This window comes from Rhizobium sp. Root482, assembly GCF_001426565.1.
Lineage (GTDB): Bacteria > Pseudomonadota > Alphaproteobacteria > Rhizobiales > Rhizobiaceae > Pararhizobium.
Map to the genome: position 1 here is coordinate 301,952 of NZ_LMFA01000021.1, position 14,278 is coordinate 316,229.

General features: G+C 62.6%; 14 protein-coding genes. 3 read left to right on the forward strand and 11 right to left on the reverse strand.

The features are described from left to right. Positions 1 to 3: 3 nt before the first annotated feature. From hfq to ASD31_RS15575, 3 genes are all read right to left on the reverse strand, one after another. Complete coding sequence (gene hfq / locus ASD31_RS15565) at positions 4 to 246, reverse strand: RNA chaperone Hfq (RefSeq protein WP_056335505.1); 243 nt, start codon at positions 244 to 246, stop codon at positions 4 to 6. Positions 247 to 459: 213 nt separating this feature from the next. After that, a complete protein-coding gene (locus tag ASD31_RS15570) occupies positions 460 to 1,824 on the reverse strand; it encodes a sigma-54-dependent transcriptional regulator (protein WP_056335510.1) in 1,365 nt (454 codons plus the stop codon). Further along, positions 1,814 to 4,087 carry a sensor histidine kinase NtrY-like gene (locus tag ASD31_RS15575; protein ID WP_056335513.1) on the reverse strand — a complete coding sequence of 758 codons (2,274 nt, stop codon included), beginning with the start codon at positions 4,085 to 4,087 and terminating at the stop codon, positions 1,814 to 1,816. Before ASD31_RS15575 ends, ASD31_RS15570 begins: the two co-directional genes overlap by 11 nt. Positions 4,088 to 4,116: 29 nt before the next feature. Between ASD31_RS15575 and ASD31_RS26030 the strand changes: the two genes are divergently transcribed. Then, positions 4,117 to 4,317, forward strand: a complete 201-nt coding sequence (locus ASD31_RS26030; protein WP_156392679.1) for a hypothetical protein — start codon at positions 4,117 to 4,119, stop codon at positions 4,315 to 4,317. Here ASD31_RS26030 and ntrC read toward each other — a convergent pair. From ntrC to dusB, 3 genes are read right to left on the reverse strand one after another with little or no spacing between them, the layout of a single operon-like run. After that, positions 4,293 to 5,747: a nitrogen regulation protein NR(I) gene (gene ntrC / locus ASD31_RS15580; protein ID WP_056335514.1), complete on the reverse strand. Its 1,455-nt coding sequence runs from the start codon at positions 5,745 to 5,747 to the stop codon at positions 4,293 to 4,295. The two genes, ASD31_RS26030 and ntrC, sit on opposite strands and share 25 nt — an antisense overlap. Continuing rightward, a complete protein-coding gene (locus ASD31_RS15585; RefSeq protein ID WP_056335516.1) occupies positions 5,744 to 6,898 on the reverse strand; it encodes a two-component system sensor histidine kinase NtrB in 1,155 nt (384 codons plus the stop codon). The genes ntrC and ASD31_RS15585 overlap by 4 nt, the downstream gene beginning before the upstream one ends. After that, positions 6,895 to 7,920: a tRNA dihydrouridine synthase DusB gene (gene dusB, locus ASD31_RS15590; RefSeq protein WP_056335519.1), complete on the reverse strand. Its 1,026-nt coding sequence runs from the start codon at positions 7,918 to 7,920 to the stop codon at positions 6,895 to 6,897. The genes ASD31_RS15585 and dusB overlap by 4 nt, the downstream gene beginning before the upstream one ends. Before the next feature lie 229 nt (positions 7,921 to 8,149). Here dusB and ASD31_RS15595 point away from each other — a divergent pair, with 229 nt between their 5' ends. Beyond that, entirely contained in the window at positions 8,150 to 9,361 is a 1,212-nt protein-coding gene (locus tag ASD31_RS15595) for a bifunctional 2-C-methyl-D-erythritol 4-phosphate cytidylyltransferase/2-C-methyl-D-erythritol 2,4-cyclodiphosphate synthase (RefSeq protein ID WP_056335521.1), read from the forward strand. Next, positions 9,358 to 9,858, forward strand: coding sequence for a CinA family protein (locus ASD31_RS15600; protein WP_056335524.1), 501 nt, complete (start codon positions 9,358 to 9,360; stop codon positions 9,856 to 9,858). The genes ASD31_RS15595 and ASD31_RS15600 overlap by 4 nt, the downstream gene beginning before the upstream one ends. Before the next feature lie 31 nt (positions 9,859 to 9,889). On the opposite strand, the gene ASD31_RS15605 is transcribed toward ASD31_RS15600, so the two are convergent. From ASD31_RS15605 to ASD31_RS15625, 5 genes are all read right to left on the reverse strand, one after another. After that, the gene (locus ASD31_RS15605) at positions 9,890 to 10,342 is read right to left on the reverse strand and encodes a type II toxin-antitoxin system RatA family toxin (RefSeq protein WP_056335530.1); all 453 of its coding nucleotides are present in this window, start codon (positions 10,340 to 10,342) and stop codon (positions 9,890 to 9,892) included. Positions 10,343 to 10,351: 9 nt separating this feature from the next. Beyond that, positions 10,352 to 10,918: an AAA family ATPase gene (locus ASD31_RS15610; RefSeq protein WP_056335533.1), complete on the reverse strand. Its 567-nt coding sequence runs from the start codon at positions 10,916 to 10,918 to the stop codon at positions 10,352 to 10,354. Between the two features lie 69 nt (positions 10,919 to 10,987). Continuing rightward, positions 10,988 to 11,965 carry a lipoyl synthase gene (gene lipA / locus ASD31_RS15615; protein ID WP_056335535.1) on the reverse strand — a complete coding sequence of 326 codons (978 nt, stop codon included), beginning with the start codon at positions 11,963 to 11,965 and terminating at the stop codon, positions 10,988 to 10,990. A gap of 67 nt (positions 11,966 to 12,032) precedes the next feature. After that, entirely contained in the window at positions 12,033 to 13,478 is a 1,446-nt protein-coding gene (lpdA, locus tag ASD31_RS15620; RefSeq protein ID WP_056335538.1) for a dihydrolipoyl dehydrogenase, read from the reverse strand. Between the two features lie 47 nt (positions 13,479 to 13,525). Continuing rightward, the gene (locus tag ASD31_RS15625; RefSeq protein WP_156392681.1) at positions 13,526 to 14,167 is read right to left on the reverse strand and encodes an SGNH/GDSL hydrolase family protein; all 642 of its coding nucleotides are present in this window, start codon (positions 14,165 to 14,167) and stop codon (positions 13,526 to 13,528) included. Between the last annotated feature and the right edge of the window lie 111 nt (positions 14,168 to 14,278).

The window sequence follows — 14,278 nt, forward strand, 5'->3', positions numbered from 1 at the left end:
CCGTCAGGCTGCGGATTCTTCGCTCTCGAACATCTGCATCGGTTGGCCGGGCATGATGGTCGAGATCGCGTGCTTGTACACGAGCTGTGAATGCCCGTCACGCCGCAAAAGGACACAGAAATTGTCAAAGGAGGTGACAACGCCGGTGAGTTTCACACCATTAATGAGAAATATCGTCAGAGATATCTTCTGCTTGCGGACGGTGTTGAGAAAGAGATCCTGCAAGTTTTGAGAACGTTCCGCCATGGCGCCGCTTCTTTCTTATTTTCCGGCCCGATTAACCGGTTGATTATTCGATCTGATTATCCCGAGCGCCACGAAAAGTCTCTCCGTCGGCGTCCCCCCGGATTTGGTATCAAATCGCAGTCTTTTCCGCAATGTCGAAAAAGACATGGCGAATTTTCTGTGACACGCCGCCGGGATGGCCGTTGAAACGGGCATCCGCGCCCCTCGATCGCCTCAGACGCCGAGCGATTTCAGCTTCCGATGCAGGGCCGAGCGTTCCATGCCGACGAACTCCGCCGTGCGCGAAATATTGCCGCCGAAGCGGTTGATTTGGGCGATGAGGTAATCGCGCTCGAACATTTCGCGCGCCTCGCGCAGCGGCAGCGTCATGATGTGCTGGTCGCCCTGCGCCGAAATCTTCGGCAGGTTGTCGCCCACTTCGCTCGGCAGCATGTCCGCCGAGATCGCCGTATCCGGGCCATCGCTGCGGGCAAGGATCATCAGCCGCTCGATATTGTTGCGCAGCTGGCGGATATTGCCGGGCCAGTCATGCGATTGCAGCACGGCCAGCGCATCATCGCCGATCTTGCGCGTGCGGATGCCCGCCTGCTCGCTGATCTGGCGCATGAACATATCGACGAGAAAGGGAATATCCTCGCGTCGTTCGGCAAGGGCCGGCACGCGTACCGGAATGACCGCAAGGCGGTGATAAAGATCCTCCCGGAAGGCACCCTCAGCAATCTGGCTTTCAAGGTTGTAGGCGGTGGAGGAGATGATCCGGACATCGACCCTCACCCGCTTGGAGCCGCCGACGCGCTCGAACTGCTGGTCGACCAGCACCCGCAGAATCTTGTTCTGCGTCTCGCGCGGCATTTCACCGACCTCGTCGAGATAGAGAATGCCGCCATGCGCCTCTTCCAGAGCCCCGGTCTTGCGCGGCTGGCCCGGCGTCCCCTCGGTGCCGAAAAGCGCCATTTCCATGCGATCGGGCGTGATCGCCGCCGCATTCAGCGCCACGAAGGGACCGCCCGCCCGCGACGACTTGCGGTGGACCATGCGGGCCACCAGTTCCTTGCCGGAACCCGAGGGGCCGTGGATCATGATCCGGCTGTTGGTGGGCGCAACCTTCTCGATCGTCTGGCGCAATTGCGAGACGGCAACCGAGGTGCCGATCAGTTCGACCGGGTCGCCGGAGCGTTTCTTCAGCTCGGACACTTCCCGCTTCAGCTTGGAGTTTTCCAGCGCCCGCTCGGCGATCAGGATCAGCCGGTCGGCCTTGAACGGTTTCTCGATGAAATCATAGGCGCCGCGACGGATCGCCGAGACGGCCGTTTCGATATTGCCGTGGCCGGAAATCATCACCACCGGCAGGTCGTGATAGCGGCTCTTGATCTCGTCGAGCAGCGCCAGCCCGTCGAGCCGGCTGCCCTGCATCCAGATATCGAGGAACACCAGACGCGGCACCCGGTCGCTGATCGCCTGCAAGGCGCTGTCGCTGTCGAAGGCGGTGCGGGTCTCGTGCCCCTCGTCGGAGAGAATGCCGGAGACGATCTCGCGAATATCCTCCTCGTCGTCCACAACCAGAATGTCAGCCGCCATGGGAAATGTCCTTGTCCTGTCTGTCTTCATTGCCGCCGGATTGACCCGCAGGCGGCAAGATTATGCGAATCATGGCGCCCTGGCCGCGGTCGAAATCGGCCGGCGCATCATGCAGTTCCAGTTGCCCGCCATGGTCCTCGATGATCTTCTTGACGATCGCCAGACCAAGGCCGGTGCCCTTTTCCCGCATGGTCATATAGGGCTCGAGGATGCGATGGCGATTCTCGGTCGGCAGGCCCTTGCCGTTGTCGATGATATCGACGACGAACCGCCCGCTCGCTTCATTATGCCGGGCCCGCACCAGCACCGTGCGCTCGCCGCGAACCGCGTCGGCAGGCAGGGCCTCGATCGCTTCGACGGCATTCTTGATGATATTGCCGAAGGCCTGGCCCAGCATGCGGCTGTCGAAGGTACCGTCGAGCGGTTCCTCGCCCAGATCGCGAATAAAGGTCACATGGCTGTTGCCCATTTCCCGCAGGAAGGTCGCGTCCTTCAGGATGTCGCGCAGATCAACCTGCTCCTTCGTCGGCTTCGGCATGCGGGCGAAACCGGAGAATTCATCGACCATGCGCCCGATATCCTCGACCTGGCGCACGATCGTATCGGTGCACTGGTCGAAGATCGTCCGGTCGTCCTGGTCGATCTGCTTGCCGTAGCGCCGTTTCAGCCGCTCGGCCGAGAGCTGGATCGGCGTCAGCGGGTTCTTGATTTCATGAGCGATGCGCCGCGCCACGTCGGCCCAGGCGGTCGAGCGCTGGGCGATGACGAGGTCGGTGATGTCATCGACGGTGATGACGTAGGAATCCTTGGCATCATGGGATTCCTCCCGCGTCACCTGCACGTTCAGCGTCCGCTCGGTGCCGCCGCGCATGATATTGATCTGCTTGCGGTAATCATTGCGGTGACGGCTGGCGGCCTCGTTCAGCACTTCCTCGATTTCCGGGGCCACATCGGCAAGTCGCTCGCCGACCAGCGCCAGTGTCGGGCGCGACAGGAAATGTTCCGACGAGGGATTGGCAATGGTAATGCGGCGATCGTCCTCGACGCCGATCACGGCCGCCGTCACCCCTGACAGCACCGCCTCGATGAAGCGACGCCGGTCGTCCATCTCGTCCTTGGCTTCCAGAATCTGGTCGCGCTGCGTGCGGATCTCGGCAATCATCTTGTTGAAGGTCCGCGACAGGCTGCCGACATCGCCATCGACCGCATGCACCGGCACCACGACATTCAGATTGCCGGTCGCGACGCTGTCGGCCGCGCCGATCAGGAGCCGGATCGGCCGGACGATGCGGTCGGCAACCGCGATCGCCGTCCAGATCGCCGCCAGGAGAACGATCAGCGCGAAGCCGAGATAGAGAACCCCGAAGGCGATCTGAAGCGAGGTACGGCCTGCCTCGAGATTCTTGTATTCCGCCGTATTGTCTTCCATCAGCCGCATCGAGCGCATGACCTTCGGATCGACGCTGCGGACGGTGTAGAGATAGGCACCGTCGATATTGTCGATCGGAATGATCGCGCCGACCAGGTTGGTGATGCCGGGCGGGATAAGGGTGGGTTGGCCGGAAACCGTGCTGGCGAGCGCATCCTTGGGAATGGCCGGCAGCGGTCGCTCGGTCGGAATATTCGCCTGGAGGATCGGGCTGCCGTCGCCGCGCACCAGGAAGGCGCCCAGCATGCCGCGGCCGCGCGCCTGCCGGGTCATCAGATCGACGAAGCCGGTGCGGTCGAGGCTGTAAAGCTGCCGGTTGCGCTCCAGATCGTTAGCCATCGAGACCGTCTGCCCCTGCAGATAGCCGGCATTCTCCAGCACATAGGCCTGCGCCACATCCAGCGAGGAACTGACGATCGACTGGGTGCGCAGCGAAAACCACCGGTCAAGCCCGACATCGAGCGTAATACTGGCGAAAATAGCGACCAGGATGGCCGGGGTTATGGCAACGATGGAAAAGAGCGCGACGATGCGCACATGCAGGCGGGCGGCCGCCCTGCCCCGGCTGCGTGCCTTCAACAGGCGCATGATTTCACGGCCGATCAGGAACAGCAGGCCGATGACGAACAGCGCATTGATCGCCGCCGAACCGATGATGATATTGGTTTCCGGCCTGATCGGCGTCAGGCCGAGCAGGACAAGCAGCGACAGGATCGCGCAGACAAGCGCGCCCGTTGCCAGGACCAAGCCCGGAAATGCGAAGGAGGCGCGCCGATCGTGACCGATCACCGGGGCCTCTTCCTTCGCCAGCGGCACAATCAGCCCTTCGGCCATCGCAAACACATCCCCCACCGGCCGTCTTCATGCAGAAGCTACGGCCGGCATCCACTTTATTCTTCGATCAGGAAATGACCGGAAGTTCCGGTCGCTTCGACAAGGGCGACCGGCTTCCCGGCGGACTCAATGCCGATGACGCCGCCACTCCTGTGCTTTCTAAGCAACATATTGTGGCGAAAATGCAACGGTTTTCAGGCCGAAGTCAAGCGCTGCGCGAACTGCGGTAAACGGATACACCCAGTTCACGGATTTTCTTGCGCAAGGTGTTGCGGTTCAGACCAAGCAGGTCGGCCGCCTTGATCTGGTTGCCGCGCGTGGCCGTCAGGGCGGCGAGGATCAGCGGATACTCCATTTCCGCAAGGACACGCTCGTACAATCCCGACGGCGGCAATTGCTCGCCGAAGCCCGCGAAATACTGCCGCATATTCTCCTCCACCGCCTGTGCGATGGTCATCGGCCCTGAACGGGCGGGCGACTTATCGACCGGGCTGTCCTGGATGTCGGAGCGCAGTTCGCTTTCGATGATCTCGCCGGTGATGACGTCCTGTGGATAGAGCGCCGTCAGCCGGCGTATGACGTTTTCCAGCTCACGCACATTGCCCGGCCAGGGATGCGCCTTCATCCGCTCCAGCGCCTCTTGGTCGAAGCGCTTCACGTCGAGCCCTTCCTTTTCCGCCTGCTGGACGAAATGACGGATCAGGTCGGGAATGTCTTCCGCCCGGTCGCGCAGCGGCGGCAGACGCAGCGGCACGACATTGAGGCGGTAATAGAGGTCTTCGCGGAAAAGCCCCTGGTTGATCGACTGCTTCAGGTCCTTGTTGGTGGCCGCGACGATGCGAACATCGGAGCGGATGGGCGTGCGGCCGCCGACGGTCGTATATTCGCCCTGCTGCAGCACGCGAAGCAGCCTCGTCTGCGCATCCATCGGCATGTCGCCGATCTCGTCCAGAAACAGAGTGCCGCCCTCCGCCTGCTCGAAACGGCCGGTCGAGCGGTTCTGGGCGCCGGTAAAGGCTCCCTTCTCATGGCCGAACAATTCCGATTCGATCAGGTCGCGCGGGATCGCCGCCATGTTGATCGCCACGAAAGGCCCGTTGCGGCGCTTGCCGTAGTCGTGCAGCGCGCGGGCCACCAATTCCTTGCCGGTGCCCGATTCGCCTGTGATCATCAGCGTCAGGTCCGTCTGCATCAACCGCGCCAGGACACGGTAGATTTCCTGCATGGCTGCGGAGCGACCGACAAGCGGCATGCCGTCCTGTGCGTCGTCCTCCAGTCTGGCGGGCTTGCGCTTCGGTTCGGCCAGCGCCCGGCCGATAATGGCGATCAGTTCGGTCAGGTCGAAGGGTTTCGGCAGATAGTCATAGGCACCTTTTTCGGAGGCCTTGATCGCCGTCATGAAGGTGTTCTGGGCGCTCATCACCAGCACCGGCAGCTCCGGCCGCGCCTTCTTGATGCGCGGCAAGAGGTCGAAGGCATTTTCATCCGGCATGACGACGTCGGTGACGACGAGATCGCCGTCGCCGGCCGATATCCACCGCCAGAGGGTGGCTGCGTTGGAGGTGATGCGCACATCATAGCCGGCGCGGCTGAGCGCCTGATTGAGCACGGTGCGGATGGCAGCATCGTCATCGGCAACGAGGATGGTGGCGCCGGTCATCGGGATTGTCCTTCCGGTAGGGTCAGTGGCTCGCCGTCCTCCGCCGTCGCCCCTTTCGAGGCCGGCATCAGGACGCGAAAGATCGTGCGGCTCGCATGGCTGTCGCATTCGACGATGCCGCCATGCGCGCCGATGATCTTGGCGACAAGCGCAAGGCCGAGCCCGGAGCCGTTGGTCTTGGTGGTGATGAAGGGATCGAACAGATGCGGCACGAGATCGGACGGAACGCCCGGCCCGTTGTCGTGGACGCAGAATTCCAGCGGCAGCGAGATTTTTTCCCGGGTACCTGCGACCGAAAGGCGGATGCCCGGGCGATAGGCGGTGGTGAGCATGATCTCGCCTTCCGGCCGATCGCCAACCGCTTCGGACGCATTCTTGACCAGGTTGAGGAAGACTTGGATCAGCTGGTCGCGATTGGCATAAACCGGCGGCAGGGACGGATCGTAGTTCTCTGTCATACGAACCCGGCGGGCAAACCCCGCCTTGGCGATGGCTTTCACATGGTCGAGCACCGAATGGATGTTGACCGGCACCCGATCGACCGGCCGCTCGTCGGAAAAGACCTCCATGCGATCGACCAGCGAGACGATGCGGTCGGTCTCGTCGCAGATCAGCTGCGTCAGCGCCCGGTCCTCGTCGCTGACGGAGCTTTCCAGAAGCTGGGCGGCGCCCCGGATGCCAGAAAGCGGGTTCTTGATTTCATGGGCGAGCATGGAGGCAAGGCCGGTCACGGAGCGCGCCGCCGTCCGATGCGTCAACTGCCGATCGATCTTGTCGGCCATCGAGCGTTCCTGGAAGACCACGACCACCGAGCCCGGCTCCGACAGCACCGGCGCCACATAGAGATCGACGAGCTTGTCTGCCCCCAGTCGCGGCGAACTCAGATCGACGCGATATTCGTTGACGGCGGCGCGGCGCTCGCGCACCTGCTCGATCAGCGCCAGAAGCGGGCTTGCGAAGGGAATGAAGGTGCTGATATCGTGGCGGGCGAGGTACTGGGCGCTGGCGCCGAAAAAAGCCTCCGCCTCCCAGTTGGCAAAGGCAACGAGCCCTTTCGCATCGACAAGGATGACCGGGTTCTGGATGGCGTTCAACACGGCCATCGGCAGCGAACCGGTCACGTCGCTTTCCTCGTCCGGCCTCTCGATCATGCCGCGTCCCTTTCAAGGTCCAGCCCGTGCCCGGCCGCGATCGCCGCGACGACGCGCGAAAGCACCAGGTTCCTGTCCGTCGACGTCATGATCGCCGCCTTCTCGGACGAGGGCAGATGCGGCGCGAAGCGTTGGAGATACCATCCGAGATGCTTGCGGGCATGACGCAGGCCGGTATCCACGCCGTAGAATTCGAGCATCATCTCGTAATGTTCAGCAACGATGTCGCAGATTTCTTCCGTCCCGGGATGCGGCACGGCGCCGGCCAAGACACCAGCATGCCAAGGGCGCCCCTGGCAGGAGCGGCCAACCATCACCGCGTCGGCACCGGAGCGCTTCAAAATATCACCGGCGTCGGCAAGGGTCGCCACATCGCCATTGGCAATGAGCGGCACCGAAACAACCTCGCGCACGGCACGGATCGCATCCCAATCCGCGCTGCCATTGTAGAACTGCATGCGCGTGCGGCCATGAATGGTGATCATCCGCACGCCCGCCTCTTCGGCCCGTCGTGCGATCAGCGGCGCATTGATGGAATTCTCGTCCCAGCCCAGGCGCATCTTCAGCGTCACCGGCACATCGACCGCCCGGACTGTCGCCTCGATCAGCGACAGGGCATGATCCGGGTCGCGCATCAAGGCGGATCCGGAATAGCCGCCGGTCACCTTCTTCGCCGGACAACCCATATTGATATCGATCACAGCGGCGCCATTGCCGGCGGCGACCTTTGCCGCCTCGGCCATCCAGTGCGCCTCGCGCCCGGCCAGCTGCACCATATGCGGATCGATGCCGGAGCTTCTCAGGCGCGCCCAGCTTTCCGCCGCATTGCCGACCAGTTCGCGGCTTGCCACCATTTCGGTGATGACAAGACCGGCACCATACCGCCAGGCAAGCTGGCGAAACGGCAGGTCGGTCACCCCGGACATCGGCGCCAGCACGACGCGGTTGCGCATGGAAATCCGCCCGAGCTGGAGGGGAGACGATAGGGCCGGTCCTGGCAAGTGATTATCTTTCGAGCACATTTCTTCTCTGCATCATTTTTAGACATCATTGCCGAGCTTGCCAAGCGATTTCACCGTCGTGCGACAAAATTCCGCCCCGACTGGTAAAGCCGCGGTCTTCGCGGTAGATCACATCGGCAGTTGAACCATTCCTTGCCAATGACGCGAAGACGCGGCCAAGGCATGGCACGCCGTCGGCTCGTCGGCTTTGGCGCCATTGGTGGCATATTTGCGGGAACCCCTACAGAAAATGCAGACAGAAGAACAGCTTTCCTTCGGCATCGTCATCGTGGCTGCCGGCCGCGGCGAACGCGCCGGCGCGCCGCAGGAAGGGCCCAAGCAATACCGCCCCATCGGCGGCCGGCCCGTTATCGCCCATACGCTCGACGTTTTTGCGGCATGGCCACGGGCCGGGAAGATCGTCACCGTCATCCATCCCGATGACGAAGCCCTGTTCGATCAGGCTCTCACCTCGCTGCCCGACGACCGGCGAGCAATCACGACCGTCCATGGCGGGCCGACACGGCAGGCCTCGGTGCTTGCCGGGCTCGATGCGTTGGACCAGGCCGGCATTACCCATGTGATGATCCATGATGCCGTTCGCCCCTTCATCGACCATGCGCTGCTCGATCGTTGCGCCGCGGCGCTCGAAGGGTGCGACGCCGTGTTGCCGGCGCTTGCCGTTGCCGACACGTTGAAGCGAGGTTCACTGGGGGCTACGGTCACGCAGACCGTGCCGAGAGAGGGCCTTTTCGGCGCCCAGACGCCACAGTGCTTCCGCCTTGCACCCATCGTCAACGCCCATCATCGGGCCGCCGCCTCCGGACGAGCCGATTTCACCGACGACGCTTCGATCGCCGAATGGGCCGGCCTGCCGGTCAGGCTGATCGAGGGAACGCCCGACAATGTCAAACTGACGATCAGACAGGATATCGCCATGGCAGACGAAAAACTGAGCCCGCCCCCTCTCCCGGATGTGCGCACCGGCAATGGCTACGATGTCCATCAGCTCGTGGCAGGCGACGGCGTGACGCTTTGCGGCATCTTCATTCCGCACGACCAGACGCTGCTTGGCCATTCGGATGCCGATGTGGCGCTGCATGCGTTGACCGATGCGCTGCTGGCGACCTGCGGCGCCGGCGATATCGGCGATCATTTCCCGCCCTCCGATCCGCAGTGGAAGGGCGTCGCCTCGCGCATCTTTCTCGAACAGGCAGCCAGGATCGTCCGGGAAAAGGGCGGCACGATCATGAATGCCGATGTTTCCCTGATTGCCGAAGCGCCGAAAATCGGGCCGCACCGCCTTGCCATGCGCGAAAACCTGGCGGGCATGCTCGGCATCTCGCTCGACCGCTGCTCGGTGAAGGCGACGACGAACGAGACGATCGGCTTTGTGGGGCGGCGCGAAGGCATCGCCGCGATCGCCACGGCGACCGTGGTCTATGCCAAGGAGGCAAAATGAGCGGCTGGCCGGCTGACATCGAGCGAAAGGCAACGGCGCTGATCGCCCTCTGCAGCGCCCGCGGGCTTATGGTCGCCACGGCCGAATCCTGCACCGGTGGGTTGATCGCCGGCGCCCTCACCGAGATCGCCGGCTCCTCCAGCGTCGTCGATCGCGGCTTCGTCACCTATTCCAACGATGCCAAGATGCAGATGCTGGGCGTCGATCCGGCAACGCTGGCGGCGCATGGCGCCGTATCGCGGCAGACAGCGATCGAGATGGCCCGCGGCGCGCTCGCCCGCTCGAAGGCGCAGATCGCGGTGGCTGTCACCGGCATTGCCGGCCCCGGCGGCGGTTCGGCGGAAAAGCCGGTCGGGCTCGTGCATCTGGCAACGGCGCGGCGCGGCGGCGACGTCTCCCACCGGGAAATGCGCTACGGCGATATCGGCCGCGACGCCGTGCGCCTCTCCACGGTGGAAACGGCGCTGGACATGCTGAAAGAAGCGACGGAAGACTGACCGGAAAGGTTGGGGACTGCCGGAACCCTATTCAGGCCACGCCGTAGATCATGTCGGCGCGCTTCTCGAAGGCCTCGGAAAACATCCGGAAGGCGCGGTCGAACATGGAGCCCATCAGCGCGCCGAGAATGCGGCTCTTGAACTCGTAGTCGATGAAGAAATGAACCGTGCACCCGGTCTCGCCGACGGCCTCAAAGCGCCAGCGATTGTCGAGATAACGGAACGGCCCATCGACATATTTGACGTCGATGACGCGATCCGCCCTGTTGAGCAGGACCTGGGTGGTGAAGGTCTCGCGGATCGCCTTGTAGCCGACCGTCATATCCGCCACCAGCAATTCCTTGCCGTCGCGCTCCTTGCGCGAGCGAATGGACAAGGCTTCGCAAAGCGGCAGGAATTGCGGATATTTTTCGACATCGGCGATCAGGTCGAACATCTGTTCGGGTGTATGTCTGACGGGCCTGCGGGTTTCGAACTGGGGCATTATTGAGAGCTAGTAAACCTGTTCCGACATGGCAAGTAGTTGCCGGTTCTCGGCCCGCGATTTCAACACGCAAACCGGCACGTCCGGTCCAAATGTCGCAAGATTCGCTTCGATTTCCGGGCTTTGCGTCTTTTCGAAATTCCAAATATAGGCGAGGAACTCCCGGTCGATCCTCTCGGGGCATCCATCTGTCATTTCTGGCCGCGACCGGCCGCGAAAGCGGAACCAACGGGAGATTACGCCGTAGAGCGACACCCAGCGCGGCGGGCGCAGCCAGAGCACGAGATGAGTGTGTGGTAGACGCAACGACAAAGTCCCGGGGCTTGTGCCGTCAAGCATCCAGCGCTCTTGCGCAACGATATCTTGCAGGCGGGCGAGTTGCTCCGATCGCGGCCGCACCTTCCAGCCAGGCAGCCAGAAGATTTCCCGATCCATAGAAATGTGCGGCAGACCAAGTCGGCTTCCAAGCTTTTGCGCCAGAGTGCTCTTGCCACTGCCCGAACAGCCGATCACGAGAACACGCTGCGCGGTTCTCAGTCGTTCGGCCGCCTCCATGATCGTGATCGACCTCGCCATTTGCCCTCACTCTCAATACGAAAACCCCGCCGTCCAGGACGGCGGGGTTAAAGAAACATGGAGAAATGTCTACTCCGCCGCCGCCAGCAGCTTCCGTTCCCGCGCCACCCGAAGCCTCGCGAAATCGTCGCCGGCATGGTGCGAGGAGCGGGTGAGCGGGCTCGAGGCCACCATCAGGAAGCCCTTGGTATAGGCGACGGTCTCGTAGGACTTGAATTCCTCCGGGGTGACGAATGCCTCGACCTTGTGGTGCTTGCGGGTCGGCTGCAGATACTGGCCAATCGTCAGGAAATCGACATCGGCGGTCCTGAGGTCGTCCATCAATTGCAGCACTTCGTTGCGCTCCTCGCCAAGCCCGACCATGATGCCGGACTTGGTGAACATTGTGGGGTCCAGTTCCTTCACCCGCTGCAGAAGCCGGATCGAATGGAAATATCGGGCGCCCGGGCGCACCGTCAGATAATTGCCGGCCACGGTTTCCATATTGTGATTGAAGACGTCGGGCTTGGCCGCGACGACGCGCTCCAGCGCGCCGGGTTTTTTCAGGAAGTCCGGCGTCAGGATTTCGATGGTGGTCGCCGGCGAGGCGGCACGGATCGCCCAGATCACCTTTTCGAAATGCTCGGCACCGCCATCAGCGAGATCATCACGGTCGACCGAGGTGATGACGACATGCGACAATCCCATCTCACGGACAGCCTTGGCGACATTTTCCGGCTCGGCCATGTCGAGCGCATTCGGCTTGCCGGTGGCGACATTGCAGAAGGCGCAGGCGCGGGTACAGATCTCGCCCATGATCATGAAGGTGGCGTGCTTCTTGTCCCAGCACTCGCCGATATTCGGGCAGCCCGCCTCCTCGCAGACGGTGACGAGCTTGTGCTCCTTCACGATCGCGCGTGTCTCGGCATAGCCTTTCGAGGTCGGCGCCCGAACGCGGATCCATTCGGGCTTGCGCAGCATCTCGGTATCCGGCTTGTGGGCCTTTTCCGGATGGCGGATGCGCTTGGCATCGATCTCGATATGGGTGCGGTCGAGAATGGTGACCATCTTGGCTTTCACTTTCCTTCAGGCCGTCAGGGCCTGTTCTTCGAGATGGAGGCGAGCCCTAACACAATCAAGCGTTCAGCGCACGTCCATAGGCATCTAGCACGCTTTCCTTGAGGGTTTCGGAAATGGTCGGATGCGGGAAGATGGTGTGCATCAGGTCTTCCTCGGTCGTTTCGAGGTTCATCGCGACGACAAAACCCTGGATCAGTTCGGTGACTTCGGCGCCGACCAGATGGGCGCCGAGCAGTTCGCCGGTCTTCCTGTCGAAGATCGTCTTCACCAGGCCCTGGTCCTCGCCGAGCGCGATCGCCTTGCCATTGGCGGCAAAGGGGAAGCGGCCGACGCGAATATCGCGGCCTTCGGCCTTGGCTTTCGCTTCCGTCAGGCCGACCGAGGCGACCTGCGGATTACAATAGGTGCAGCCCGGAATCTTCAGCTTGTCCATCGGATGAACATTCGGCAGGCCGGCGATCTTCTCGACGCAGATCACGGCTTCGTGCTCGGCCTTGTGGGCCAGCATCGGCGGGCCGGCGACGTCGCCGATCGCATAGATGCCCGGCACATTGGTCTTGCCATAGCCGTCGATGACGATGCAGCCGCGCTCGGTCTTCACGCCCAGCGCCTCAAGCCCGAGATTCTCGATATTGCCCTGCACGCCGACAGCCGAGATCATCCGGTCCGCGGTAATCTTCTCGATCGACCCGTCCTTCTTCTCGACATGGGCCGTGACGGAATTGGCGGATTTCTCGACCTTGGTCACCTTGGCATCGAGGATGATCTTCATGCCCTGCTTGTCAAACTGCTTCTTGGCGAAGGCGGAGATTTCCGCATCTTCCACCGGCATGACCTGGCTCATCACTTCGACCACCGTCACCTCGACGCCCATCGTGCGGTAGAAGGAGGCGAACTCGATGCCGATGGCGCCCGAGCCCATGACGAGCAGCGATTTCGGCATGGCATCCGGGTTCATCGCCTCGAAATAGGTCCAGATCAGCTTGCCGTCCGGCTCGATGCCCGGCAGGGCACGCGGGCGGGCGCCGGTGGCGACGATGATGTGCTTGGCGCTATAGGTGCCCTCGCCCAGCGTGTTCTTGGGGATCGGCCCCTGCGGCTGGACAATGGTCTTGGTGGTCTTGGCAACGACGATCTCGCCGGGCTTCGTGAGCTTTGCCTCGCCCCAGATGATATCGACCTTGTTCTTCTTCATCAGGAAGCCGACGCCGCCGTTCATCCGCTCGGCAATGCCGCGCGAGCGGGCGACGATCGCCTTCAGGTCCGGCGTCACCTTGCCTTCCAGCGTCAGGCCGTAGTTCTTGGCATGCTGTGAAAGATGCAGCACTTCGGCGGAGCGCAGCAGCGCCTTGGTGGGAATGCAGCCCCAGTTGGAGCAGATGCCGGCCAGGTGCTCGCGCTCGACCACAGCGACCTTCAGGCCGAGCTGGGCCGCGCGGATCGCCGCGATATAACCGCCAGGGCCGGAACCGATCACGATGACGTCGTAGGAATTTGCCATTTTCTTCCTGCCTTGTTTATTCGCGCCGGAACGATCGAACGTCCGGCTCAGAGTCCCAGCATCACCCGGACCATCGGCTCGAGGCCGCGTCCGATGGCGCGCGTATTCTCGGCGTCCAGATGAACACCGTCGAGTGGGGTCGTTTGCGCGACCGATCCCGCATCGAAAAAGCCGCAAGCCGTCTCGTCGGCGAGATCGGCATAGAGCGAGGCCAGCATCGACGATTGCTCGACGCCGCCTGAAAACATCGCCGCGAAAACCGCATCGCCCGTCTCGCAGAGCGGCGGCGGCGCGACGAGGAGAATGTCCGGCGCCTCCTGCCCCGCCATCGGCCAGGCATGGTGGCGCACCAGTTCGACCAGCCGCTCGACACCCTGGCAGGCCCCGAAGGCCGTGCCTGCAACGATCGGCTTCATATCATTTGAGCCGAGCATGATGATAACGAGATCGAGCGGCGCATGGCTCTGCAGGACCGTCGGCAGGATGCGGGCGCCATTGCGGTCGCAATCGGCCAGGTGATCGTCATAGGCGGTGGTGCGGCCGTTCAACCCTTCGGCAATGACATGAATGCCCTCGCCGAGCGCTTTCTGCAGCACACTCGGCCAGCGGTCTTCCAGAGCATGACGACCGAGCGTCTCGGCATCATACCCCCAGGTCAGACTGTCGCCGTAGCAGAGGATCGTTTTCATCAAGATGGACCTTTGCGAGCCGTACCTGAAATCTGAACTTCCGTTATTGCCGTGCCCGCCGCGGGAGCCCGGTCACGCGGCCTATGCCGCGGCAACCGAAAGGGGCCTTAA